Here is a 24678-nt window from a genome sequence, read left to right on the forward strand (position 1 = left end):
GCGTAAGTGTTTAAAGGATTATCATGCAGCTACGTGTTGAAAATAAGCAGGGCATCCAGTACGAAGTGAGAGTAGGGTGGACGTACCCGCTGGGGATTCCGGTGCAGGTCGATGCCGGCCACTTGCTTTCGATGTTCGACGATGCGGTTATTGAGAAAATTTACCAGCACTTTTTCAGCCTGGGAGGTAGCTCCTGCAATTTGCTCAGTACCAGTATTCAAGCGGGTACCTCGGGCACAATCTTCCTGGGGCCCCTATCTGAGCCGCCCGGCCATTTGTCCTCTTCTGAACGAGAGGTTTATCGCGCTTTAATCCAGAATCGACTGATTATTGAAGAAGCGCCAACAGCAGCTGCCGTAATTGCTGACAAACAGGCTGAGTTGATTGCCAAGATTCGTATCGGCCTACAGCAAATTATTGCCCAGGAGAGGGCAGAGGCGGCCCAAATCCAGCAGCAGCATGAGAAGCGCTCAACCCTGGAAAAAGTGGGTGCCTATATTGAAAGTGGCGCGACCGGTTTTGGCAATGCCGCCTGGGGCTTGGCGGTATGGACAAAAGATGTGCTTGAAGTGGCGCAAATGCTGAATCCCATGCGTCAGTCTCAAAGGCTGGGTGTTGCCACAGCAAATTACTTCTGGAATGACAAAAGCTTTACAGAATCTGGCCAGGAATACGTCACGGACTTACAAAAGGAAGTGGTGGATGTACTCGGTTTTGACCCTTCAAAGATTACAAAACAGCAACTGGATTTGGCATTTGATGTTGCTCAAATTATTTATGATGATCCGGCCCTGCGCGAGATTATTTTCCGCTTTGCCCAGGATTATGTAAAAGCACAGCACAGCCTGGAAATTACCGAAATAGCTGGTGGCGGAGCATTTGAAATTATCCTTACTATCGTCCTTGCTGCGATAACTGGAGGCGTCGGTGCAGCTGTAGCTATGGTCAAAAATGCACGCCTGCTGAAGTCCTTTAAAAATGTCGGCGAGCTGATGTTGGACTTGGCGAAACTGAAGAGGCAGCAACAGTTAGTTTCCAAGAAAAAGGGTGGCAACGCTAAGGGAGGAGAAGGCGCTAACTTCTCCGATTTGAGTTCCTCTGAAGCGGCGGCACCCACCAGTTCTAGTGGTACATCTTCAAGCAGCTCTAGCACAAGTAACTCGGGCAATAGTTCAGCTTCAAACTCCAGCCAAAGCAACAGTAACTCCAATAGTGATTCAAATGGAGCAGAGAATAACCAAGCGAACAATACTGACGAACCCGATAATACTACTGAAGCAACAGGGCAGACCCCGGAAGGTGATGAGGCACAATGTGAAGCGAATACCTGTTTCGGCGGTGAGCCAGTCAACTTAAAAACCGGGGAAGAGAACCTCTCCTTGGTAGATGCGGTACTGGATGGCCCATTGCCGTTGATCTTAACCCGCACGTATCGCAGTAGTAACAGTAAAGACTTTGGCTTGGGCCATGGCTGGACTCATACATTAAATGAACACTTGGTCTGGCGTCCAGGCAAAGCGGTACAGCTTTACGATGCAGAAGGCCGGGTAATTAGTTTGCCTGCACCAGGTAATAGTGGTCGAAGCCACAATGTGGTGGAAAAGTTATCGCTGACTCGCATCAATGATGAGCACTGGGTTGTAACTCCTTACGGTGCTTTAAATGGTATTCAGAAACACTTTAAGGCTATGGGTAATAATGGTGCCTTAAAGTTGTCCGAGATTCGCGATGGTTATGGTAACTATTACCTCTTCCACTATATCGATGAGCGTCTGATTTGTATCGAGAGCAGCCTTGGTGAAGCTCTGCATATCAGCCCGCCCGAAGGGCAGTCGAATAGTCTGCGCATTGGCGAACTGAAAAAAGAAACTCGCGATGGTCGCATTAAAATACTGGCTAAGTACGAATACAGTGATGAAGGCGATCTGATAAAAGCCACCGATGCGGATGGCTACAGTGAGCAATATGAATATCATCAGCATATTATTTCGAAGCGTACTTTAAAAACCGGTTACCGCTTCTACTTTGAATGGGATAGAGAGGGCCCTTCTGCCCGCTGTGTACGCCAATGGGGCGATTCTATTGATGGGCAGGCCACCTACAACTACGAGTTTGACTGGGATGAGGATGGTCACGGGGTTACCGTTACGGATACCCGTGGCGGACAGGAACGTTACCGCTTTAACGATCGAGCCCTACCGATTTATCAGCGCGCCCCTGAAGGCGGAGAGACCCTCTACAGCTACAACGAGCTGGGCCAAGTTACCAAAGTACAATTGCCCAGCGATGATGGCAGTCGGCGTGAGGAGTTCTATAAATATGATGACCAGGGTCGCCTGATACAAAAGACCGATGCCGCCGGCAATAGCCACCGCATCGAATACAATAGTGAAGGCCTGCCAGCCAAAGTTACTGACCCCAGTGGTAACACCTGGCAACGTGAATACAACAAGAAAGGCCAGATCGTCACGACCAAAGACCCTCTTGGCAGTAGCACCCGATATAGCTATAACCCGGTAGGATTGATCGGCAGTGTTACCGATCCCTTGGGCAACGCCACCCGCTATCTATGGAACCCCGAAGGCAAGTTGGCAGCGGTCAAAGACCCCATGGGCCGCACTCAGCACTACCGCTACGATGGTGCCCGCCGTCTGGAAGAAGTGCAGCATGCCCCAGGCCAAATTACTCGCTATGAATACGACGCCCAAGACCGTATCCACGCGGTCATTACCCCGGATGGTGCCCGCACTCAATATAGCTACAACCCCCAAGGATTGCTCGCGGAAATTACTGACTCCGAAGGCCGTAGCACTTGTTACGCTTATGATGGTCTCAGCCAGGTTAAAACACGCACCAACCCGGATGGTAGCCGCCTGGAGTACCACTATGATGGTGAGCGCAACTTAATTGGCCTCACCAATGAAAATGGTGAACGTTACCAGCTGAAATATGACCTCAATGAGCGACTGATCGAAGAAGTGGGTTTCGATGGACGTGTTACTCGCTATGCGTATAACAGCGCCGGGCACCTGATTAGTTCCAGGGCAGTCACTGATGCTGATACCGGCAAGGGTATTGATACCATCTTCGAGCGCGACCCCTTTGGCCGCCTGTTGGAAGAAGTCACCCCTGATGGTGCAACCAATTTCCGCTATAACCGCAGTGGCCAGCTGATCGAAGCAGAAAATGCCCACCGCAAGCTGCGCTGGGAATACGATGCCAATGGCCGCGTAACTGCGGATTGGCAGGGCAAGGATAAACTCACCCATAACTACGATGCGGCAGGCAACCGCATCGCCACGACCTTACCCGATGGCGAAGTGCTCAACTTCGCCTTTAACCCCGCCGGCCAATTCCAAAGCCTGCACCGCCGCCCATTAGGCAGTGATACGGATCAACTGATTACCAGTATCAATCACGATGAGCAGGGTAGGGAGAGCCAGCGCAAGCACGGTAATGGGCTGGAGAGCCAGCGAGATTATGATCCTCAGGGGCGCCTGCAAAAACTGCGTCTGGGTAAAGTCAGCGGTCCGGTATCAGATCCAACCCTAAGTACAAACTCAATTCTGGAGCGTAGCTACCAGTACAATAAAGCTGGTCAGATTGCCAAAATCGAGGACAGTCTCCGTGGTACGCGTAGCTACCACTACGATACCCTGGATCGCCTAACCCAGGTTGATGGCCCCAACCCAGAGTATTTTGTGCACGACCCTGCACACAATATTCTTGCTGCCGCTAATTCGAAAGATGAAGCCAAACAGCAGGCTGGCGCCACTCAAGTCAAAGGCAATCGTTTAGCCTTACGTGGTGATACCCACTACCGTTACGACATCCACGGCAATCGTATCGCCGAGCTGCGGGGTAAAGGACAGAAGCTACAGACCCGATACCATTACAATGCTCGTCAACAGTTGGTATGGGTAGAAAAACTCAAGGTAGAGGAAGGAGCTGAGCAGCTTCAACAAGAGATTCACTACCAGTACGACCCACTGGGCCGTCGTGTTGGTAAGAGAACCACCAGTGAATACACTAACTTTCTCTGGTATGGGGATGTCCTGCTTCGTGAAAGCAAATCTGATATCCAAACGCGGCAGGAACTGAATACTCGGACTTACTACTTCGAGCCAGGCACCTTTAAGCCTGTTGCACTGAAAGAAGACGAACAGATTTTCCACTACCATCTGGATCATCTAGGAACTCCTGATACTCTTACCAATCAGGAAGGTGCCGTGGTTTGGAGTGTTGCCTATAAAAGCTATGGCAATATAGCGTTAGCCCATAAAAATCAGATTGAACAGCCTATTCGCTTCCAAGGGCAGTACTTCGATGAGGAGACTGGGCTGCACTACAATCGGTTTAGGTTCTATGATCCTGAGGTTGGGGAGTTTACTCAGCAGGATCCGATTGGACTGTACGGAGGTGTAAATAACTATAAGTACGCGCCTAATCCGATAGAGTGGATTGATCCGTTCGGTTTGAAGTGTAAAGAGGGGGAAGGTTCTTCTGGCACTGCCTCGACGGTAAAGAAAAAGAAGTGGCGAAAAAATACAGTAGAAGGTAGAACCGTCTACCAGCGTGATGATTTAATCGATCCGAATCGAATAGATGAAAATGGTGTTTCAAATTTAGATAGAATGCTGAAAGGTAATGCGCCAATAGGGCCTGATAGTTTAGAGGTTAACTTACACCATGTCATTCAAGATGAGCCGGGGCCTATGTTGGAGATTGCATCAAGTTATCACTCTGAAAACGATCGTGTTTTGCATATGTACTCAAATCAATGGGATAAAACTTGGGTTGGCCCTGATGGAGTAAGGCGTAGATATAATAGTGCTCCGCCATCAATGGATCGTAGGCCGTTTAATAAATGGAAAAAGAAATACTGGAAAGCTAGGGCGCAAGACTTTATCTAACTATGAACAATAAAATAGAATTGGCAAATCAATTAATGCTTGAAACTGGTGAGGATATTGATAGTTATCCATTACCTGAGTCTAGTCAGCATATAAAGGAGGTTGAAGAGGCTTTAAAGGTGATACTGCCTAAGTCCTATAAATACTTTCTCGATAAGTATGGCAACTTATCATTTGATGGCGAAACGTTCTACGGCCTTACTAAATCAGGTAAGGCTGCAACTGCAGCACCATCCGTAATATTTGTAACTAACACATTACGCCAACGTGGCGATTTATCAGATAGTATGATTGCCATTAAGACGTCTGGGTATGGCCCAAATTTTTGCATAGATTTGTCTGAAGTAGATGAGCATGGAGAAGGCCCAGTTTATGAGGTGCCACTGTCATTTAAACGAACGGGAGATAAAACAAAATTGTCCGAAAATTTTGCCGATTTCTTTTATGACGAAATTAAAGCAGCTGTAGATGATTTAGAAGGAGAAGGCTAGGTTCTTTAAGCCATTGATAGAACAATCCTTGGACACTTTTCTGGACAGTCACAGTTTGAAAGTAAGTTCTAACTGTGCTGTCAGTGAAAAATTAATGTGGTTTCTATCCGACTTAGTGCTTAAGGCAAACCAATCTAGAGTATCTATATTTTGGAAATATATTAGGCCAAAGAGGAACTCATCCCGATATGTGGATAATATAAAGCCAGTGGAGCGTGATAAGACAGGCCGAGGGAGAGATGAAAATTATGTAAGTATGATATGTAAAGGTAAATGTCTAGAGCTTATTTTGAGGTGAATACGAGGGGGTAGTATTAAACTCTATTTGGTTTTTTATTGAAAATATTTCTGATGGAGTCTCTTCATTTACCGGAGTGATGCCAGAGAATTCAGCTCTCACTATGCCTGAAAAGTATATAGAAATGGCTTGAGGTAAGCCATTGAGTACGGGAGGAGGGGTATCTCATCCACTATTTGGAGAGATATCAAAATGAACCTTCCAAAATTTCAAAAGTGAATATTGTATCAATATCACCTTTGAGAATTATCAAGTAAAAGAATAATGTATCAGTTATTCTCACGATTATCAAATGTAGATTTTAGATTAAATATCGTTCCATGTGGGTGTGTTAGTTGATAGCTTAATTATCTCAAGAGCGCTCACTAGCTATCTCTAGGATGTCGACAGGTTATTTCACTTAAGAATAATAATATTAGACTACATCTCAAAAGCTATTTTTTGGAGTAGGTATATTGGGAAGTGTAAATCTTGTATTTAGAACTGACATATAAAGGACGTGGAAGATTGAATATAAATAGTATGCAATTACATATTGGCTGGATCCTATGATATTGGATAAGCAGGGGGGGGAGCAGATAGGTAGCTCTTATAGTCTCATGCCTCCCAACTTTGTTTGGCCAGCTTGTTGTATCGTCTCTATTTTTCCTGTCTAACCTTTTTAGCCTATTTAGATGCTCGCGACCTATAAATTGCTGAAGCCTATTGGGTTAAAGGTCTGAGATCTCCGCACATATGTGTTGTTGAATCGTGGCATAGTTAGTCTCTTCTGGTGTTGTGACTATATCAATATGGATAAGAGTGAGGTCGGCAAAGGTAATATTGGTAGCAAGGTGCCTTTTATCCAATAAACGCTGAAACTTGAAGCGGCCTTTCTAGAAGAGACTTGTGCTAATGTCTTCGGCATTAGTTTGGTGGGCGATAGTTTTGTTGTAGTAGTGTGTAAATCAGCAAAGCCCCTTCAATAGTTCTCTTCAAAGAGTTAGCTTTCCCTCCTCGTAATGATCATATGTATCGCCTGAAGGTAAAGCAGGGTTAGATTGGAGGCTTTAAGTAACCTTTACCTGCGCAGACTGACTTATCTATCCGGCCAATTCAGAGTTAGTTCTTTGTTTATCTGAAGTACAGCATGTAGCGATTGCTCATCACACATGTGCCGCGATATTGATGGAAAGTCGGAGCGAGGTTTTGAATTTTAGATATAACTCAGTCACGATGTTGCTTGTAGTTATTGCCAGGATCCATATTTTGATCTTATAAAGAGTCACTTTGATTACAGTGAGTAATTTGTGAGGAATAGTGTGTAATTTATAATGACTCCTGAGTGCTACAGATAATCGTGATTAGTTTCCCCGCGTCTAATTATTTATTAAGTATTTGAACTGTCATTTTATGTTGTGTCAGCATAAGCGACCCTGAAGTTACCACTTTATTCGATGGCCAAAATAAGAAGGGGCCGCTTGGATCTGCTTCATTTTTACTTTGCTATGTCCTCTGTCTATGTTCTGCACTATGGCTATTAGGTGAGTAAGGTGTCTCCTGCTTCTCGCCTATATATCTTTTGTATAGATAAACGAGCATCTCAATTGTGCTGGGTTGAATCTCGGTTTGTTGGAGTAAAGAGTTGTCTTTTGTTTGTAGTGAAACTTTCTTGCAGTGTGTTGTAGGGCTTCCTTCAGAGTGTATAGCCATAAACTTTGTGTGGTTGTTGGTGCGGTGTTTGATAAGATTTCTAATATTTCATTCTTACTTTGAAATTTGCATAAAAAATTCCTTAATTGAGATGCTGGTATTTTATTGAGAGTTTGAGTGATGTTTATTTCGATAACATCTGTTTTTTTTATTTATCCTTATTATGATTTTTCTAGGGTGGCGCTAGTGACTAAATGATAGATGCTTCCATGTTATTTGTTTCCATTGATCTAAATTTGTTTATCTGCAACCATTAAAGACAGTTAGGCCTAGCTTGAAATGAAGAATCTAAATTTACGACCGGGCCTTGGTATTCCAGTCAAAAATAGGTTCTATAACCTTTGATTGATAGGGGATGTGATGAAAGCTGTTCAGTTTGGAAAAGTAATAATTCATAAAAAAGAACAAGCCAGTGGTAATGAGGCGATCCTTTACGCACATGGTTCATTTGATAACGGCTCTTTTGGTAACGCTGAATTGCCAGAGAATTTGGCTCTATACTTCTACTCATTTCATGGTTCGGCGTCTTCTGATCATGCAGTCAGGAGTTTGACAAAAACAGGTAAGCCTGCCAATGAGGAAAATAGTAAAGAAAAATTTGGAACTTTAGAGTTCCTAAATATGGGGTCAGGAAAAGTTCACTCGATAGCTGGTGGTGGTGCGAGTGTTTATAATTATAATCTCTCATATAATGAAAAAAGCCCTGGTCATGTGGATAATATTAAGAAGGCTTGGCAGAGTGGTCTTCATGATCATGATTTGATTTTGGTTGAAGAGGGGGCCCATATTCATTTAGATGATGTTCTAAAAGTTATTACTGAAAATAAGCTAGGTTATAACAAGCTTCACTTTACCGCCTGCCGCTCGCCGAGCAGCGGAAATGATCTTAGCTCTCAAAAACAGTGGGGTTAATTTAGAGCAGAGTGTTCACTCTAGTTTAAAAATTGTAGAATTTATAAAGGCCACTTACCTTCATGGCCACAGAAGGTAAGTGGCCTTTGTTATTTGTGATTGGCCTTTTGAATTGGGTGCTCTAGTGGTTGGAATATCTTTTTATTGTTAACCCCAGTTGGTGCGAGCTGTTTTTGCGATGATGTATCATAAAAAATATAACTGTCCGCTTTGTTGAAATAAAATTCGGTATTTTTTGTTGGAATTTTACCTGTCAGTAATTTCAGGTTCCTCAACTTTTTGTTCGCATTTTTAAGTGAGTTGCACCTTGTGTTTTACGTGAAAAAATTTCATATGTAACTACTTTTAGAGAAGAATGTATCTGCATTTTGTTTTTTTGGGTTTTTATTTTTTTATATTTACATTTTTTTGTTGAACGTTACGCCTTGTTAAAGAGTTTGGTGTCATTATCATCAATTTAAGAATTGGTGCTATTGACAAAAGTTTATGGAAGCGTGGAAAGTTGGCGGGCTCTTATGGGAGTGTAAATAAATAATAAAATTAAGGCTTAGGTTATGAGAAAGACTGTTTCCAATATCTCGATTAAAACTGCTCTATCATTGTGCGTGCTTGCTTCATCAACTATAGGTTTTGCTCAGAGTGTTTCTTCGGTTGAGGCTGCCAACAATAGCGTTGGGCTAAAGCGCTGCGGTACAGACCACCCATCAATTCAGGAAGCTGCATTAAAAGAGCAGCATTTTTCTACTCTGCGTGGTATATCAAGTGATAGAAGTGTGGCACACACATTGCGGCCCGCAGGTTCTGTAGAAGTTGATGTTTACTTTCATGTAATTACTGACTCAGCTAATAATGGAGCGCTTTCTAATAGTGAGATTAATGCGCAAATGGATGTGTTGAATGATGCTTACGCAAATACTCCATTTACTTTTAATTTAGTTTCAACCACTGTTACAGCAAATAATTCTTGGTATAACGTTGGTTACAATTCATCGGCTGAGCAGTCAATGAAATCCTCCTTACGAGTTGGCGATGCCGGGGATTTGAATATCTATGTAGCTGAAATTAGTGACGGCCTACTTGGGTGGGCTACATTCCCAAGTAGTTACTCCTCTGATCCACTTGATGACGGTGTAGTAATTTTAACTGGTTCTGTGCCTGGAGGTGATGCTGCGCCCTACAATGAGGGGGACACCTTAACTCACGAGGTTGGCCACTGGTTGGGTCTTTATCATACGTTCCAAGGTGGATGTTTTGGCCGGGGGGACTATGTCTCAGATACTCCTGCGGAGAGATCGGCTGCTTATGGCTGCCCTGTTGGTCGGGATACCTGTACCAGGGGAAGAAATGCTGAAGGGGAAGATCCGGTAACTAATTTTATGGATTATACTGACGATAGCTGTATGTACGAGTTCACTGAAGGTCAAGCCACTCGCGCGGATGAACAAAGCGCGACTTATCGTGGACTTTAATGGTTAAGGGGGGCTTGCCCCCCTTCTTTAATTATGAATAAAGAACATTATTTATTTTTAGTGCTGAGCTTATTTGTTTTTGCTAGTCCGAATCTTTTGGCTCAAAGGCTAGCTGTTCCAGAGTACGTGACTTGTGATCGAAACCAATTAACTTCATGGCAGGGGGAGATTACAAAACTTGTGCGGGTGAAAGATGGAGTTAAGCTTTGGGTTGCTACTGACCATGGAACAAATGAGTTTCTAAACCTGACTATGCCAAATTGGAAGGAGGTTCTCGGGCAGTTCCGCATCCATGGCCGTTCTTTTCATTCCAGCGATTGGGAGAAACTCATTGACACTAAGGGGAAGCTTAAGGTTGGCATAAAAGCGATTGTTTGGTTATGTAATACTGAAGGAGTAAGCCCGGTAATCAATTGGCAACCAGCCTCAGAGTGAAATCTTGCTATAGGCGGAGAAAGAATTTTTTTGAATCTTATGCTTAAGCGATTATTTTGAGTGCATAAAGTTCTGAGATCAAAAGTATATTGGTGTGATTTTATCTGTGACATAAATTGCAAGAAAAAGAACTATAAAGGTGCCCATTATCCATATACTCGATTCCATTAAAGATAAAGAATGCATCTCCATTTTAGGCGTTTCTGCTTGTGAGGTAGCCTGGATGTGCGGTGCTGAATTTGAGGCGCATTCATGAGAGCAATGACCAAGATTGGGTGCGACTCCATCTTTTCCCGGGAGGGTCATACAGCCATGTTTTAAGTGATTTTTTACCAGCCAATAGTTAATAGGGTAAGCAATGATGCCCCCAACAATGGTTGCCAGGCTCATACGAAACCAAAAGGTAGCATTTGTTGGGTCTTCAGAATTTGGCCATATAGAAGTCAGTATTACCATAGCGGGTATCATGCCAGCCATAACTATATTCATAGATACAGTTTCAGCAAAGAAAGTTTTACCCACTGCTTTTAAGTAGTTTCCCTGATACATACTTCGCATCATCAATGCCTGAAAAATAAACAAACCACAAACAAAGCCAGCCAAGTACTCAATTATGGAATCCCATCCATTGGTGAGGCCCAGTGTGGGTACAATAGATGCTGCGATAAGGATCCCAGTTGCATCACCTGCAAGACAATGCATTTCGCTATTTACACTTTGCTTCCATGTCGCTCGAGTGAATTGATCATGGCCGCCTGGAAAGGGGCGGCGACAGGTGAGCAGGTAGAAGATTAAGCCGATAACACCGGTATAAAGAATCACTAATATCCAAGCCAGGCGCTGAACCCAGCTGGTTGGCGCATTAGTGATTGAGTCCCAAATAACAAAAACTAGGCTGAGACTGGTAAGAATAAACCAAACAAGCATTGCTCCGGTTAACATATAGGCTACCCATGATTGAGGGGGCGGGGTCCGTGTATATAAAATAATTATATCTTCTGAGCAATCAAGTAGGCGTGTAATTCTGACGGTTGATCGTACTCCAGATGTCTACAAATACAACCAGATGAAATAAGGAGTTGTACAAATTTATTTGTGCCTAAGGTGGAGTAATATAATTCCGGTCCCATCGCATCATTCGTATGATAGTCCTCTTTATCTGTTCCACCAAAGGAAAATATTAGAACGCCTTCCTTGTTTAAGTAAGACGCTAGATTCCTTATTGTTTCCTCTTGTTTTTCAATTGGTATATGCCAGATGCTATCCCACGCACTTATAAAGTCATATTTTCTTGTGGCTTTCCACTTACATATATCCTCTAGATAGAAGTTGACATTAGGGTGCTTATCCCTGGCGATCTCTATCATTTTCTCAGAAACATCAATTCCCTCGGGAGAAAATCCTTCAGTTAGCAGAAGCTCGATATGCCTTCCTGTGCAGCCACACCCTACATCTAGTGCGGAGCCTCTATTTTTTACAAGGCCAAGTGCCCGCTTATACTGGCTAATACCGTTGTTCCTGTTGAACTCTTTACGTTCCCATAGATGTGTGATGGTATCGTATGCTATCCCGGTTTGTTTCGGTTCCATAATTGTAAATTCTGTTTATGAGTTTTATTTAATGATTGCTGCACGCTTTTTGTTTTGTAGATTCGTTAGAGTTTGATTTATTTGAGGCGAATACTTCAACACCTATAATTATAACGGTCGCCACGAGTATCCACATGAGCCACTTCATGCCATTTTAAGCTAGTGTAACTTGTAGTGGGTTGCCAATAAGGTAATCCATCAATGGTTGCCTCACTAGAGCGCCGTGAATGGCTGTTAGTAGAGCTGAAAAAATTAGAATTCTAAATGGAAGTCTGTATTTGAATAGTTTGTCCTGTATCAGGAAATATAGAACTATTGCAGTGACGCCATACATCGATTGATATCAATAGAGCTATATATACTTCTATTTTGGTATTCCCTGGTCGATAAACCCAGAATCAACACCAAACCAAAAGCTTCCATCCATATTGTTAAAATACATATATCTTATATTTCCACCACTTGGAACTGGGGTCTTGCTTGTAAATTTCTCTTTTTCTGTGTTAAAGGCAAAAATGATATTTGGAATCTCTCCAGTATCAGCGAGCCAAAGTTGGTTATTGTTGTCCAGTGCTGTTCCGTAGGGGCGTGGATTCTTACTGGGTAGCTTCCACTCTTTAAACTCCTTGGTCGTCGGAGTATAACGCCCCAAATAGCCTTCTGGATAATCAACGTACCAAATATTGCCGGTAGGATCGATTTCCAGTCTGCGAGGGCGAGCATTTGGGCGTGGCAGGTTAACCTCATTTATGGCCATGGTTTTTGCGTCTACTCGCGCTAACTTGTTGGTGCCAAATAGAGCTACCCAGGGGTTTCCCTGGGCATCAATCTTAATACCATAGGGGCGGGCATTAGCGGTTGTTGGGGTGACACTTAGAACTTTGCCACTCTGTACATTTAGCAGGCCTATGCGGTTACTTTGCTGGGCTGTGAACCAGATATTTCCCTCTCGATTGAAGACTAGCGTATGTGGGTCTTTGATACCTTCAGGCATTGGATATTGTTTAATTTGTCCATTATTAGTGTCTAATCGCCCAATATGCGCATTTCGATTACCTGCATACCAAACAATATCGTTTGAATCCACAATCAGGTTATGAGGGTGAGTACCTTCAGGTATTTCATACTGCTTAAACTCTTCAGAGGTGGGTGTAAAATTCCCGATGTAGTTACCCGCTTGTCCACAGAACCAGACATTACCTCTACTGTCTACATGCGGGTCTCTGGGGAGTCCCTCCCAGGGAACCTTCCATTCGTTTAATTTAAGTTTGTCAGGTAAGTTATCTTCTTGAGCAACGGCGTTCACCAGTAGAAAAGGGAGTGTGGTAAATATCATGACTAAGGTGAGATGATAAATTCGCCAGGAATGAATACGCATTTTTCTCTCCAAGAGTTATCTATGTCGGTAATCAGCCATGCTGTGGTGTAAGGCGCCTAGCTATATAGCAGTTAAAGCATAGGTGAGTTTAGATTAGAATTGTCTGATTCTAGTCGTTATAGATAGTGAACTAAGCTTCCTCATCTCATTCAAAATACATAATCAGCGGTAATTTATACATAATTAGATTGCTTGCTACTTTTCCAATTGGTACGTCTTGTTTACCAATTTTTCGGGCAATTGAGCAAGTGGTTGGTCGGTGTTACCACTATTTAATGGTTTAATTAGTATTTGATTTATGAGCTGTAATATTCTCGATGAAAAGCTCATTCTCCAGTGCTATTTTTATAATTTTACAGTTGGATATTGAGGGCGTATATTGCGGGCCTTAGCTATAGGAGGTCATTTATGCTACAACGTCTTCGCCGGCCTGAAATTCTTTTGCTTATTCTGGCAGCTTCGATGCCGCTCTCATTTGCTGTTTGGAATACGCTACTTAATAACTTTGTCATTGAAAAGGCAGCATTTACCGGTGCAGATATTGGTTTGTTGCAAAGTGTGCGTGAGATACCTGGCTTTTTAGCCTTCCTGGTAGTCTTTGTTTTGCTTTTTGTCAGGGAGCAGAGGCTGGCGATAATCTCCCTGGTAGCAACTGGCCTTGGAGTGATGCTAACGGGACTGTATCCATCATTGACCGGGTTGTTACTCACTACACTTTTAATGTCTACGGGATTTCATTTTTATGAGACCTTGCAGACTTCCCTGGCACTCCAGTGGTTTCCCAAACAAACAGCAGCAGTTTGGATGGGACGCATGGCTGCCGCAGGTTCCTTTGCTGCGCTTCTGGCTTATGGTTTGGTGTGGGGTTTAATGAACTTCGCGGGTTTGGATTATTCCTGGGTTTATCTAATTGGTGGTGGCGCGACCATTGTCATTGCTTTAGGTGCCTGGGTCCTTTTCCCTCAGTTTGCTCAGCCCCACAGCCAGCATAAGAAGCTTATTCTGCGAAAACGCTATTGGCTCTATTATGCGCTCACGATGATGAGTGGGGCTCGCAGGCAAATCTTTATAGTATTCGCTGGTTTTTTGATGGTGGAGAAATTTGGATACAGCGTGGGGGAGGTTGCTGCTCTCTATACGGTAAACCATTTACTTAATTTGTATATCGCACCGAAGATCGGACAGTTTATCGTTCGATTTGGCGAGCGCCGTATCCTCACTTTGGAATATATTGGCCTGATACTGGTATTTGCGGGTTATGCGCTGGTAGAAAGTGCTGAGCTGGCAGCGGCATTATATATTGTTGACCATTTATTCTTTTCTATGGCAATTGCGATTAAAACCTACTTCCAGAAGATAGTCGACGAGCGGGATATCGCGGCTTCGGCTGGAGTCAGCTTTACTATCAATCATATTGCCGCAGTAGTTATCCCTGTAGTATTTGGCTTGCTGTGGCTTGTCTCTCCGCCAATGGTATTCTTTGCCGGGTCTTTAATGGCCTTAATTTCTCTTGGGTTGGCACAGCTGGTTCCAGAGCAGCCGTTGCCCGGTAATGAGATTAGGGTTGGGCAGTATTCTGGGGCTACCTAGAAAGAGTTGAAATGGAGTTTTTGTTCCATTATCCTTGGCGGCAACTTGAACAAGACAATTTACTATGAAATACGCGCAAGAACTTCTTTCTATATGTTGCTGCCAGGCAACCTGCGTGCTTCTGTAAATTTATTCGGAAGCGTTTTTTGCTTCCGTAGAGTCAAAGAACCCGGAGCGGAAGCGCCGGGTTTTTTTATGGCCAGGTGGCAGAGAGGAAATGCGACGGTCTGCAACACCGTTTTTCACCGGTTCGAATCCGGTCCTGGCCTCCATCTATTCTGTTGATCTATGGATATATGCTTGGCAAGCTGTCTTTTGTATAGCTATCCCCCTTTTCTTTTCTCAGCTTGCTTTTAAATTCCGTCGATAGCGCCAAAGAGCCAATAGTTGTCTGGATTATCCGGGCAGACAGTAGGTCCACACTCTGCGAAGGTTATAAATATATTAAGTGTGGTAATTGAAAATGCAGCCACTATGGCCGTTTTTCCGAGAGCTCTCTGATCTCGAAAGCTAATAAATATGGGGTTCCCATATTGCTTATTAAATGCACTGACAATCGCGATGCCAATAATTGTCATGTAGAAGATAATCAGTGCCCAGGTGTAATAGTGATACCCCATTAATGGATTGCCATAACCTGGTGTTCCGGGAATAACATGTAGGCTGACTTGGCGCAGTGCGGTAGCGGCGCCAAATAGCGCTGACAGTGTAGCCAGGCTGTAATGTAGTGGGCGATTGCCATAGAGTACATTTAGCATCAGGCCAAATAAGACTCCTGTGAGTCCAATCCGTTGGAGTAAACAGAGAGGGCAGGGCAATTCTCCATTCACTAATTGAAAGTACTCTGCGGCGACGAGTACGGCACATACGGCAAGTATGCCCACTGCATTAAGCTCTCGAAATATTTGCCCCATTCACCCTCCTCTACAAGGCCAAGTTGAGATTGTCGCCGGTGTGATAGCCCAGCCAGGCGATACTTGATATCAAGGCAAAAATGAATGTTGCGGTTGCTAGGGTGTGGTAATTCTTCACGGCTAGAGCCATTGCAAGGAGATGGAAGAGAAATAGTAGGCTCATCATAATGAGGCGCCCCTCGGTTTTTGCATCGAACTCACTCCAACCACTTCTTCAATCGTATAAAAAAGCACCACTTGTTACGATAGCTGTAGAGGTTAGGGAGGGGTGATACAGGTAATGCGCTACCTGTCAGGGTTGGCTAGCTAATACTCGATTCGTTGAGTTTGAAGGTTGCCGGGTCATTTTAAGGGGGGAGTAGTGAATTTAATTGGTGCGATAGTCTTGAATAGTATGAACCTAATCAAATAAATTTGTCTTTAGGTTAATGTTGGTGGACTTTGTTTGCCAGTTGGGCTTCTTCCCTGTTTAATGCTGGCTTTGGTTTCCGGCGACTGCCGGGAAGCATTTGTCATCGTAGATGCGTAGAAGAGTGGTACGTTAGGGTATCTCTGAAAATTTAGTAACTATAAAAGTAGCTAGGAGTTGTACTTATGGCACAGATCAAAGCTTTGGATAAAAAGGCACATGCCAACCTGAAACTCACCCAGGACATTACTTTTGACCATGTAAGCGGTAATCACATCTTGCCGCTGGTGGTTCAGGAAATTGTACAGGCAGCCCAGAGCTACCCGATCCTGTTTGTTAAAGACCAGAATACTGACCAGTTTAAAGTTGTGGCGCTTACCGGTCTGCGCCCCGGTGAGAACCTGTTCTCTGGCGCTGATGGCTGGAATGGCAGCTACATTCCTGTGCAAGTGCGCACTTACCCGTTTGTTTTGGTGAAGAATCCAGATAACGCTGATCAGGCTGTTCTGTGCATCGACGAAGACTCCAAGATGCTGAGCGACTCTGAAGGTGAAGCGCTGTTCGATGAGGAAGGCGAGCAAACTGACTTCCTGAAGAATCGTGCCCAGGCAGTGGTTGAAACTGCACAGCGTGTTGCAGTGACTGACTCTTTTATCGAGTTCCTGGTTTCCAAGGACTTGCTGACCCAGAAGAAACTCACTCTCCGTGTTAGCGAAGATGACAAGCCTTACGATCTGACAGGTTTCTTTGTTATCGATGAAGAGAAGCTTAACAAGCTGTCTGATGAAGACTTCCTGGAGCTGCGTAAGCGTGGCGCGCTGCCGGCAATCTACGCCTCTATGATGTCCTCTATGCAGGTTCAAAACCTGATTCGCAAGAAGCGCTTGAACTAATTGCGCTTTGCCCGGCAGCTGAGTCTGCCGGGCAACCCTTCTAGCCGTCGCCAAATCTTGCCTTGATCCCATCTCACACTCGTACCACTATTGTCTCTCTCTGACGCTTTAGCTCACAAATAATAAGATGAAAAACGTGGCGCGATTCTCTCTTCGCTATTGGTTTACTTGGTTGGCTCTGTTTTACGGTGTTTGGTTGTTCCTGATTTTACAGGGCGAGAACCTGGCCCTGGCGCTCGAGCATTGGTCTATGGCCCTGGCGATGGCGCTGGGTAGCTATGCCGCAGGTTCTACGCCGATGGGCGGCGGGACAGTTGGGTTTCCCGTGCTGGTGCTGTTTTTTGATATGCCGGCAAGCCTGGGTCGCGACTTTAGTTTTGCGGTTCAATCGATAGGGATGGTCAGCGCCAGTTTGTTTATTCTCTGCCGACGCCAGCAGCTGGCCTGGTCGATGTTGCGGGGGGCGCTGCTGGGTTCCCTATTGGCGACTCCCGCCGGTATCCTGCTGTTTGCCCCTCTGATACCCGAACTCTGGGTGAAACTCTCCTTTGCCGTCCTCTGGGGCAGTTTTGGTATTTTTCATTTGTATCGCCTCAGCGAAATTACTGATTGTGAGCACGCGGGGGACCCCCGGTGCCCAACAGATTTTCGTGTCGGCTTGCTATTGGGTGCTTTTGCCGGCTTTTGCGTGGTGGCAGTTACCGGTGTGGGTGTGGACATGCTGGTGTATGCGGCTCTTGTGCTATTGAGCAGGGTGGATCTCAAGGTGGCGATCCCTACATCCGTGGTGATCATGGCATTTTGCTCGGTACTCGGAGTAATAGTGAAGTCGCTGGCGGGAGATTGGCAGCCTGGGGTGTTTGGGAATTGGCTGGCGGCAGCACCGGTAGTGGCCCTGGGGGCGCCTCTGGGCGTTTTTGTCGTTAGCTTGCTGGGACGCAAGCCGACCCTATTGATTGTGGCCTTCCTGTGCGTTGTTCAGCTTGTGTGGACCTGTATGTCCGAGAGTGAGGCTATGAAGGGATATGGCGGCCCGCTAGTGCTGCTGGCATTGCTGTGCTGCCTGGCGGGTTTCGAGTGGCTGCGGGCACTGGGTTTGCGCAGGGAACAAGTGCGAACGCCTGCAGCAACTTCAGTTACTACTGCCCTTGAGCCCGATAGAGCCGGAGTGACAGTTGTGGAAGCGAATGGTGTGGTGCTGCCGGAGTAGTTGATTTTTCGATTGTGTTCGCCGGACGAACTCTGGCGAACTATTCGCAGAATCAGATAAAAAACGGTTGGGCTTTTGATTGCTGCCCAGACTTGGGCCTGCTAGATAATTTCGGAAGATGGCTGGGGCGGAAGGATTCGAACCTTCGCATGACGGGATCAAAACCCGCTGCCTTACCGCTTGGCTACGCCCCAGTTTCAAGTTTCACAAAGAATAGTCTCTGTGATTTGAAATGGTAGCAAGGGGGAGACTCGAACTCCCGACCTCAGCATTATGAGTGCTGCGCTCTAACCGGCTGAGCTACCTTGCCATTTCTTTTGTTGTCTCGGCTGTCCCGAGGGCGCGCATTATTAAACGATGGGCCGGGGGTGTCAACACTTTTTTGTATTCTTTTCAGATAGTTAGCGATTTTTTTCATCTGATGCCCGGGACTGCTCAGAACCGCGCCTGGAACTGATTGCGGCAAGGGCGGAACCGAATACTACGGCGCCAGCGCCGGCCCAGCTTATCCAGTTGAGCGGCTCAACTGCAATATAGTCGGGCCAGATAGAGCTGATCAGCGTACTGAACAATAGGGTGATGACTGGCACTAATGACAGGGTTGCGCTGACACTGGATGCCTCCCAGTGCGCTAGTGCCTTGCTAAAAGCCCCATAGGCGATCAGCGTATTGGCGGTGAGAAATGCCAATAGCACCCACTCGAGCCAGCCCAGGTGAGAAACCTTCATTGGCTCCGCCATGGGCAGGAAGAGCAGGGTCCCTGCGATATAAATTACTACCAGTAGATCCTGGGGTGTTGCGCGGCTCAATATTTTTTTCTGGAAAAAGCCGTAAATCGCCCAGGTGACAGCGGCGATCAGGATATAGCCGAGCCCCAGCAGGTATTCGCCGCCGGCGCCACTGGTCAGCTCTTCCAGGCGCTGGTTAAAAAATAGCAGCAGCCCGATTACTACCAGTACCACGCCGCTCCACTGACGCAGAGAGAAGCGCTCTCCCAGCCAAAGCACGCTGGATATCAGCAGAAGCAGGGGAGCCAGTTGGATTACAACCTGGGCGGCACCAGGGGTGATGTGATTGAGTCCACTGGCGTAGGCGAGGTAGTTCACAAGAAGGCCGGCAATGGCTAGGAAGGTGAAAAGTAGTAAGCCGCGACTGAATAGTGGCTTGAGCTGTAGTTTACGCGCCTGTCCGTAGTAGACGCCCGCTAACAGTGCTGCACCGGCGAAGCGATACCAGGTGGCGGTACCGGGACTGATGTATTCGAGAAGCCCTTTGAGAGCGATGGGCAGGGTTGCCCACATAAATACGGTAATCAGCGCCAGGGGCAGGCCGACTTTCCAGTTTGATTGAGCCATGGAATTTACACGGGTGGCGCGCCTCCCCGGGGTGGGGAGGCAAAAAAGGAGAGGCGGTTAGACGTTAAAGCGGAAGTGGATTACGTCGCCGTCGGCGACAATGTAGTCCTTGCCTTCCAGGCGCCATTTACCAGCGTCTTTAGCGCCGGCCTCACCGTTGTTGTCAATGTAATCGCTGTAGCTGATCACTTCTGCGCGAATAAAACCCTTTTCAAAATCGGTGTGGATTTTACCGGCGGCGTTGGGAGCGGTAGCGCCCAGAGGGATGGTCCAGGCACGAACTTCCTTCACGCCAGCGGTGAAGTAGGTGTGCAGGCCCAGCAGTTGGTAGCCGGCGCGGATCACGCGGTTCAACCCCGGCTCTTCCATACCCAGTTCTTCCAGGAACTCCTGCTTCTCTTCGTCGTCCAGCTCGGCAATTTCTGCTTCGAGCTTGTTGCAGATAGGTACCAGTACCGCGTTTTCTTCAGCGGCGATAGCTGCTACAGCATCCAGGTGCGGATTGTTCTCGAAGCCATCTTCGTCCACGTTGGCGATATACATGGTGGGCTTGATAGTGAGCAGGCTCAGTTCGCGCAGGTCCGCCAGTTCGTCTTCTGAAAGCTCGAAAGAGCGCAGCGGCTTGGCTTCATCCAGGTGTGGCTGGATTTTTTCCAGCAGCGCTTTCATCTTGATCGCGTGCTTGTCCTGCCCCTTGGCGGCGCGGGTAAAGCGTTGTAGGGCCTTTTCCACAGTGTCCAGGTCGGCCAGGGCCAGCTCGGTGTTGATTACCTCGATATCCGCTACCGGGTGTACTTTGTTGGCGACGTGGATAACGTTATCGTCTTCGAAGCAGCGAACAACGTGGGCGATAGCGTCGGTCTCGCGGATATTGGCGAGGAACTTGTTACCCAGACCTTCCCCTTTGGAGGCGCCCGCAACCAGACCGGCGATATCGGTAAATTCCATGGTGGTGGGAATTACCTTTTCCGGCTTGACGATCTCAGCCAGCTTGTCGATGCGGGGATCTGGTACCGGCACGACCCCAGCATTGGGCTCGATAGTGCAGAAGGGGAAGTTTTCCGCATCGATACCCGCTTTGGTCAATGCGTTGAATAGGGTGGATTTGCCCACATTAGGTAGGCCGACAATACCGCAAGTAAAACCCATGGTGATATTTTTTCCGTTTGCCCGAGGCGCATACAGCGCGCTCTGCTAATTGCGTTTGAGGTCCGGTAGTGGTTGCGCTGGCGGGATTTTGGATGGGCGGGATGTCTCGGCCACCACAGGGTCCGGGCCAGCCGGGAAAATACCGGCAATTTAGCGCAGCACACTATCGAGATTTCCGCGGCAAAAGGCAAGCCGGCGGGTGGGATCTATTTGTTGGTGTGCAGCGTTTTCATGGCTGCGCCCCAGTCGCCGGAAGCGGCGGTGGGCAGCACGTCGATCGAGCGATCGATCGCATCAGCCAGTGTTTCCTGTTCCGCCCTGGGGGCTCGCTGGAGTACAAACCGGGCCACTTCGCTCGAGCTGCCGGGGTGGCCAATGCCGAGTCGCAGGCGCATAAAGTTTCGGTTGTTGCCCAGTGCGGCAATGATATCCCGCAGGCCGTTGTGTCCACCGTGACCGCCGCCGGCTTTCAGGCGCGCGATACCTGGGGCCAGGTCCAGCTCATCGTGAGCGACCAGAATGGCTTCCGGGGGAATCTTGAAGAAGTTCGCCAGTGGGCCGACAGATTGGCCACTGCGATTCATATAGGTGGTGGGAATCAGCAGCCGGATATCCTGGCTGCCGACCCGCACACGGCCAGTGAGGCCGTGATACTTGCTGTCGAGGCTGAGCTGGGTGCCTTGTTGGCGGGCCAGCTCGACAACAAAGTCGGCACCGGCGTTGTGTCGCGTCCGATCGTATTCCGGTCCGGGGTTTCCCAGGCCGACAATCAACTGGATCGGAGTATCCGGTGCCGCAGTCAAGGCGATTACTCTTCGCCTTCGCCAGCTTCGGCTTCAGCTTCCACAGCGCCGCGAGGCTTGTGGATAGAAGCTACAACCAGATCGTGGTCTGCACCGTGGCTCAGTGCCACAGACTCAACACCTTCCGGCAGTTTCAGGTCGGAGATGTGCAGTACGCCGTCCATTTCCAGGTCGGCCAGGTCCACTTCGATGAACTCAGGCAGCTTGCCGGCAGGAGCGTTAACTTCCAGCTCGGTCAGGGTGTGGGAAACGATACCGCCAGCCTTAACACCTTTGCTGCTCTCTTCGTTCAGGAAGTGCAGAGGTACTTTAACGTGTACTTTGGTGTTGGCAGATACGCGCTGGAAGTCGATGTGCAGCAGCAGGGCCTTGGCCGGGTGACGCTGCAGGTCGCGCAGGATAACTTTCTCTTCTTTGCCGTCTACGTCAACAGTCAGCATGGAGGAGAAGAAAGCTTCGTTTTCCAGAGCTTTGGTCAGGTCTTTGTGCAGCACGGAGATAGAAGCAGGCTCTGCTTCACCGCCGTAGATGATGCCGGGTACACGGCCTTCCAGGCGACGCAGGCGGCGGCTCGCACCTTTCCCTTCATCGCTGCGGGCAATGGCGTTCAATTTAATATCAGACATGGGATAAACCTCGGGTTGTCTGTCCAGAGTGACCTGCGACCGGACCGCTCTGGCATGGATGTTAAATGGGCACTGGGCCCAAAAGTAATTGCCCGGCAGTGCCGGGCGGGCGCGTATTCTACGGGAATCAGCGCTAAAGGCAAAGTGCCCCGGCATGCGGGGCGCAGGGATACCTCGATCGGCAAGCTCCTAGCGGAACATTGCGGACAGGGATTCCTCATTGCTGATACGGCGCATGGACTCGGCCAGCATTGCAGACAGAGTCAGCTGGCGAATTTTTGGTGCCTTCTCCATTTTGTCACCCAGGGGGATGGAGTCGGTAACCACCAGCTCATCCAGAACGGAGTTGTTCAGGTTGGTGATGGCGTTGCCGGACAGTACCGGGTGGGTACAGTAGGCGACAACTTTCTCGGCGCCGTGCTCTTTCAGGGCGTTGGCGGCGTTACACAGGGTGCCGGCGGTGTCGACCATATCGTCTACCAGCAGGCAGGTGCGGCCGCTGACTTCACCGATAATATTCATTACTTCGGCAACATTGGCGGCCGGACGGCGCTTGTCGATGATAGCCAGTTCGCAGTCGAGGCTCTTGGCCACGGCGCGGGCGCGCACAACACCGCCGATATCCGGGGATACCACCACCAGGTTCTGGTACTTTTGGCGCTCGATATCGTCGAGCAGGACAGAGGAGCCGTAAACGTTATCCACAGGAACGTCGAAGAAGCCCTGGATCTGTTCCGCGTGCAGGTCGACGGTTAATACGCGGTCGATACCTACGCTTACCATCATATCGGCAACCACTTTTGCGGAAATCGGCACGCGCTGGGATCTTACGCGGCGATCCTGGCGGGCGTAGCCAAAGTAGGGGACTACAGCGGTAACGCGGCCGGCGGAGGCGCGGCGCAGGGCGTCTACCAGCAGGATCAGTTCCATCAGGTTGCGGTTGGTGGGTTGGCAGGTGGATTGCACCACGAAAACGTCGCGACCGCGTACGTTATCGGTAATTTCTACTGCAATCTCACCGTCGGAGAAGCGCTTGACCGTGGCTTCACCCAGGGGGATCGCCATATGGTCGACAACCTTCTGTGCCAGTTCCGGGTTTGCGTTGCCGGTAAAGACCATTAAGTCAGCCACTGCGAGTTCCTTTAATTCTGTCTTGAAGTGAATTGAAGTGTAGATGCCTGCATATTTGCTAGCAGTCAGGGTTTTTGCTGCAACACTTTTGCGTTGAGCGGCGCACTGTTGCGCGGATAAAAACAGGGTTTTGGCCACAGTTTTTTTCCTTGCTCAACGGGTTGCTCTGGGTGCGTGCTCGCACAACCATCGGGCGCTTGCGCTCAAGCCTGCCTTCAGGATTCTTTAAATATTGGGGGGTGGCTTTGTAATGCCCTGTGCGAATGGCCTGGGCCGGCTGGATCAGCGTAGACTGAATCATGTCGGAACCGGTTTTTGACTGCGCCATTGCATATAAAGAAAGTGGCTGGGGCGGAAGGATTCGAACCTTCGCATGACGGGATCAAAACCCGCTGCCTTACCGCTTGGCTACGCCCCAGTAATGTTTCCTCAAAAATCTGAGGAGATTTTCGCTAGCGCTTGATGTGTCGGTGAAACCAATACACCCGCTGCTGTAAAACCCTGCCACGCTTCAGGCAGTTTGGCGTGTGCCTCAATGGCTGCCTCTGCCGTAGGGAATGCCGCAAAAATGCAGCCCCCGGTGCCGGTGAGTTGTGCTGGAGCAAATTGCTCGAGCCATTCTCTGGCATCGCGTATTTCAGGGTAGAGCTTCTCAACTAATGGTTGGCAGTCATTACCGGAAAATGTTTCCAGTTTTTCGCTGCCGAGTCGCATCTCGTTGGCCTGCTCCTCGCGAAGGGCCGCTAATGTAATTGCGACTGAATCTCTTGTCAAACGTGAATCGCGAAAAATTTTTGCAGTGCTCACTTCGCAACCAGTTGAGACAACCAGGTAGTGGCGTTGCTCGGTGGTTATTGGGGTTAATTTTTCACCAACCCCTTCCGCCCAAGCGGTGCGTCCCCACACAAAAACTGGAATATCCGCGCCCAATTGCCGCCCCAGCTCCGCCAGTTTATTGATCGATAAATTGCACTGCCATAAGTGGTTGAGCCCGAGCAAAGTGGTGGCGGCATCGCTACTGCCTCCACCGATGCCGCCGCCGTGAGGCAACTTCTTTATCAACCGAATAGAGGCGCCAAGAGAATTTTGTCGGTCCGGCTCAACTTGTTTGCGCAGCAATTGGGCTGCGCGATAAACCAGGTTGTCTTCTTCAGCTACATCCAGCTGGCCGGCATCGACACTGACAATGCCATCGCTGCGCTCACTGAATTCCAATAAGTCGCCGAAATCGAGGAGTTGGAACAGGGTTTGTAACTCGTGATAGCCATCCGGGCGACGGCCGAGAATGCGCAGAATCAGGTTGAGTTTTGCTGGGGCGGGCAGGGTTAGCAGCATGAGGCAAAAAGGAGTCAATCAATTACAGGATCGCCATAATACCTGCATGCTGCGATTTGGGCATTGGCAGAGTTATGTGAAACTCT

19 protein-coding genes and 4 tRNA genes are annotated in these 24678 nt (G+C 47.8%); 9 read left to right on the forward strand and 14 right to left on the reverse strand.

Annotated elements, in window-relative coordinates:
* The first annotated feature begins 23 nt into the window (after positions 1 to 23).
* From ACJJI3_RS21760 to ACJJI3_RS21780, 5 genes are all read left to right on the forward strand, one after another.
* A complete protein-coding gene (locus tag ACJJI3_RS21760; RefSeq protein ID WP_444940912.1) occupies positions 24 to 4913 on the forward strand; it encodes an RHS repeat-associated core domain-containing protein in 4890 nt (1629 codons plus the stop codon).
* A gap of 2 nt (positions 4914 to 4915) precedes the next feature.
* Positions 4916 to 5404: an SMI1/KNR4 family protein gene (locus ACJJI3_RS21765; protein WP_444940913.1), complete on the forward strand. Its 489-nt coding sequence runs from the start codon at positions 4916 to 4918 to the stop codon at positions 5402 to 5404.
* Positions 5405 to 7754: 2350 nt separating this feature from the next.
* Complete coding sequence (locus tag ACJJI3_RS21770; protein ID WP_444940914.1) at positions 7755 to 8306, forward strand: putative adhesin; 552 nt, start codon at positions 7755 to 7757, stop codon at positions 8304 to 8306.
* Between the two features lie 554 nt (positions 8307 to 8860).
* Positions 8861 to 9775 carry a zinc metalloprotease gene (locus ACJJI3_RS21775; protein ID WP_444940915.1) on the forward strand — a complete coding sequence of 305 codons (915 nt, stop codon included), beginning with the start codon at positions 8861 to 8863 and terminating at the stop codon, positions 9773 to 9775.
* A gap of 33 nt (positions 9776 to 9808) precedes the next feature.
* Positions 9809 to 10210, forward strand: coding sequence for a hypothetical protein (locus ACJJI3_RS21780; RefSeq protein ID WP_444918043.1), 402 nt, complete (start codon positions 9809 to 9811; stop codon positions 10208 to 10210).
* Positions 10211 to 10288: 78 nt separating this feature from the next.
* Here the strand turns inward: ACJJI3_RS21780 and ACJJI3_RS21785 are convergent, their stop codons facing one another.
* The 3 genes from ACJJI3_RS21785 to ACJJI3_RS21795 all read right to left on the reverse strand — a co-directional run bounded on the left by ACJJI3_RS21785 (position 10289) and on the right by ACJJI3_RS21795 (position 13177).
* Positions 10289 to 11152, reverse strand: a complete 864-nt coding sequence (locus ACJJI3_RS21785) for a DUF4396 domain-containing protein (protein ID WP_444940916.1) — start codon at positions 11150 to 11152, stop codon at positions 10289 to 10291.
* A gap of 47 nt (positions 11153 to 11199) precedes the next feature.
* Complete coding sequence (locus ACJJI3_RS21790) at positions 11200 to 11799, reverse strand: class I SAM-dependent methyltransferase (protein WP_444940917.1); 600 nt, start codon at positions 11797 to 11799, stop codon at positions 11200 to 11202.
* 364 nt (positions 11800 to 12163) lie between these two features.
* On the reverse strand, positions 12164 to 13177 hold the full coding sequence (locus tag ACJJI3_RS21795; protein ID WP_444940918.1) for a Vgb family protein: 1014 nt from the start codon (positions 13175 to 13177) through the stop codon (positions 12164 to 12166).
* Between the two features lie 408 nt (positions 13178 to 13585).
* On the opposite strand from ACJJI3_RS21795, the gene ACJJI3_RS21800 reads away from it, so the two are divergent.
* Together ACJJI3_RS21800 and ACJJI3_RS21805 are read left to right on the forward strand one after the other, a co-directional pair.
* A complete protein-coding gene (locus tag ACJJI3_RS21800; protein WP_444940919.1) occupies positions 13586 to 14767 on the forward strand; it encodes an MFS transporter in 1182 nt (393 codons plus the stop codon).
* A gap of 197 nt (positions 14768 to 14964) precedes the next feature.
* Positions 14965 to 15039, forward strand: a tRNA-Cys gene (locus tag ACJJI3_RS21805).
* A gap of 81 nt (positions 15040 to 15120) precedes the next feature.
* Here the strand turns inward: ACJJI3_RS21805 and ACJJI3_RS21810 are convergent.
* Positions 15121 to 15681: a disulfide bond formation protein B gene (locus tag ACJJI3_RS21810; protein WP_444940920.1), complete on the reverse strand. Its 561-nt coding sequence runs from the start codon at positions 15679 to 15681 to the stop codon at positions 15121 to 15123.
* A 10-nt stretch (positions 15682 to 15691) separates the two neighbouring features.
* A complete protein-coding gene (locus ACJJI3_RS21815; RefSeq protein WP_444940921.1) occupies positions 15692 to 15847 on the reverse strand; it encodes a DUF5993 family protein in 156 nt (51 codons plus the stop codon).
* A 428-nt stretch (positions 15848 to 16275) separates the two neighbouring features.
* Here ACJJI3_RS21815 and ACJJI3_RS21820 point away from each other — a divergent pair, with 428 nt between their 5' ends.
* Positions 16276 to 16983, forward strand: coding sequence for a SapC family protein (locus ACJJI3_RS21820; RefSeq protein ID WP_444940922.1), 708 nt, complete (start codon positions 16276 to 16278; stop codon positions 16981 to 16983).
* Positions 16984 to 17110: 127 nt separating this feature from the next.
* Complete coding sequence (locus tag ACJJI3_RS21825; protein ID WP_444940923.1) at positions 17111 to 18193, forward strand: sulfite exporter TauE/SafE family protein; 1083 nt, start codon at positions 17111 to 17113, stop codon at positions 18191 to 18193.
* 119 nt (positions 18194 to 18312) lie between these two features.
* Here the strand turns inward: ACJJI3_RS21825 and ACJJI3_RS21830 are convergent.
* The 9 genes from ACJJI3_RS21830 to ispE all read right to left on the reverse strand — a co-directional run bounded on the left by ACJJI3_RS21830 (position 18313) and on the right by ispE (position 24592).
* Positions 18313 to 18387, reverse strand: a tRNA-Gln gene (locus ACJJI3_RS21830).
* A 39-nt stretch (positions 18388 to 18426) separates the two neighbouring features.
* Positions 18427 to 18503 (reverse strand) — tRNA-Met (locus tag ACJJI3_RS21835).
* Between the two features lie 91 nt (positions 18504 to 18594).
* Complete coding sequence (locus ACJJI3_RS21840; protein ID WP_444940924.1) at positions 18595 to 19548, reverse strand: DMT family transporter; 954 nt, start codon at positions 19546 to 19548, stop codon at positions 18595 to 18597.
* Between the two features lie 57 nt (positions 19549 to 19605).
* Positions 19606 to 20697, reverse strand: a complete 1092-nt coding sequence (ychF, locus tag ACJJI3_RS21845; protein WP_282933944.1) for a redox-regulated ATPase YchF — start codon at positions 20695 to 20697, stop codon at positions 19606 to 19608.
* A gap of 206 nt (positions 20698 to 20903) precedes the next feature.
* The gene (gene pth / locus ACJJI3_RS21850) at positions 20904 to 21500 is read right to left on the reverse strand and encodes an aminoacyl-tRNA hydrolase (RefSeq protein WP_444940925.1); all 597 of its coding nucleotides are present in this window, start codon (positions 21498 to 21500) and stop codon (positions 20904 to 20906) included.
* A gap of 5 nt (positions 21501 to 21505) precedes the next feature.
* Positions 21506 to 22126 carry a 50S ribosomal protein L25/general stress protein Ctc gene (locus ACJJI3_RS21855; RefSeq protein ID WP_413663073.1) on the reverse strand — a complete coding sequence of 207 codons (621 nt, stop codon included), beginning with the start codon at positions 22124 to 22126 and terminating at the stop codon, positions 21506 to 21508.
* A 189-nt stretch (positions 22127 to 22315) separates the two neighbouring features.
* On the reverse strand, positions 22316 to 23245 hold the full coding sequence (locus tag ACJJI3_RS21860; protein ID WP_282934570.1) for a ribose-phosphate pyrophosphokinase: 930 nt from the start codon (positions 23243 to 23245) through the stop codon (positions 22316 to 22318).
* A 355-nt stretch (positions 23246 to 23600) separates the two neighbouring features.
* A tRNA-Gln gene (locus tag ACJJI3_RS21865) sits at positions 23601 to 23675 on the reverse strand.
* An 11-nt stretch (positions 23676 to 23686) separates the two neighbouring features.
* Positions 23687 to 24592: a 4-(cytidine 5'-diphospho)-2-C-methyl-D-erythritol kinase gene (ispE, locus tag ACJJI3_RS21870; RefSeq protein ID WP_444940926.1), complete on the reverse strand. Its 906-nt coding sequence runs from the start codon at positions 24590 to 24592 to the stop codon at positions 23687 to 23689.
* Positions 24593 to 24678: the final 86 nt, after the last annotated feature.

The sequence above is a fragment of the Microbulbifer maximicatervae (SeqCode) genome, from assembly GCF_052466985.1.

What these genes read in the sequence shown, in the direction of transcription:
- ACJJI3_RS21775 (WP_444940915.1), top strand. Translation starts at nt 8,861, where the DNA reads ATGAGAAAGACTGTTTCCAATATCTCGATTAAAACTGCTCTATCATTG.
- ACJJI3_RS21795 (WP_444940918.1), bottom strand. Translation starts at nt 13,177, where the DNA reads ATGCGTATTCATTCCTGGCGAATTTATCATCTCACCTTAGTCATGATA.
- ACJJI3_RS21785 (WP_444940916.1), bottom strand. Translation starts at nt 11,152, where the DNA reads ATGTTAACCGGAGCAATGCTTGTTTGGTTTATTCTTACCAGTCTCAGC.
- ACJJI3_RS21780 (WP_444918043.1), top strand. Translation starts at nt 9,809, where the DNA reads ATGAATAAAGAACATTATTTATTTTTAGTGCTGAGCTTATTTGTTTTT.
- ACJJI3_RS21860 (WP_282934570.1), bottom strand. Translation starts at nt 23,245, where the DNA reads ATGGTCTTTACCGGCAACGCAAACCCGGAACTGGCACAGAAGGTTGTC.
- ACJJI3_RS21855 (WP_413663073.1), bottom strand. Translation starts at nt 22,126, where the DNA reads ATGTCTGATATTAAATTGAACGCCATTGCCCGCAGCGATGAAGGGAAA.
- ACJJI3_RS21765 (WP_444940913.1), top strand. Translation starts at nt 4,916, where the DNA reads ATGAACAATAAAATAGAATTGGCAAATCAATTAATGCTTGAAACTGGT.
- ACJJI3_RS21840 (WP_444940924.1), bottom strand. Translation starts at nt 19,548, where the DNA reads ATGGCTCAATCAAACTGGAAAGTCGGCCTGCCCCTGGCGCTGATTACC.
- ACJJI3_RS21800 (WP_444940919.1), top strand. Translation starts at nt 13,586, where the DNA reads ATGCTACAACGTCTTCGCCGGCCTGAAATTCTTTTGCTTATTCTGGCA.
- ACJJI3_RS21825 (WP_444940923.1), top strand. Translation starts at nt 17,111, where the DNA reads ATGAAAAACGTGGCGCGATTCTCTCTTCGCTATTGGTTTACTTGGTTG.
- ychF (WP_282933944.1), bottom strand. Translation starts at nt 20,697, where the DNA reads ATGGGTTTTACTTGCGGTATTGTCGGCCTACCTAATGTGGGCAAATCC.
- ACJJI3_RS21760 (WP_444940912.1), top strand. Translation starts at nt 24, where the DNA reads ATGCAGCTACGTGTTGAAAATAAGCAGGGCATCCAGTACGAAGTGAGA.
- ACJJI3_RS21810 (WP_444940920.1), bottom strand. Translation starts at nt 15,681, where the DNA reads ATGGGGCAAATATTTCGAGAGCTTAATGCAGTGGGCATACTTGCCGTA.
- ACJJI3_RS21790 (WP_444940917.1), bottom strand. Translation starts at nt 11,799, where the DNA reads ATGGAACCGAAACAAACCGGGATAGCATACGATACCATCACACATCTA.
- ACJJI3_RS21815 (WP_444940921.1), bottom strand. Translation starts at nt 15,847, where the DNA reads ATGATGAGCCTACTATTTCTCTTCCATCTCCTTGCAATGGCTCTAGCC.
- ACJJI3_RS21820 (WP_444940922.1), top strand. Translation starts at nt 16,276, where the DNA reads ATGGCACAGATCAAAGCTTTGGATAAAAAGGCACATGCCAACCTGAAA.
- ACJJI3_RS21770 (WP_444940914.1), top strand. Translation starts at nt 7,755, where the DNA reads ATGAAAGCTGTTCAGTTTGGAAAAGTAATAATTCATAAAAAAGAACAA.
- ispE (WP_444940926.1), bottom strand. Translation starts at nt 24,592, where the DNA reads ATGCTGCTAACCCTGCCCGCCCCAGCAAAACTCAACCTGATTCTGCGC.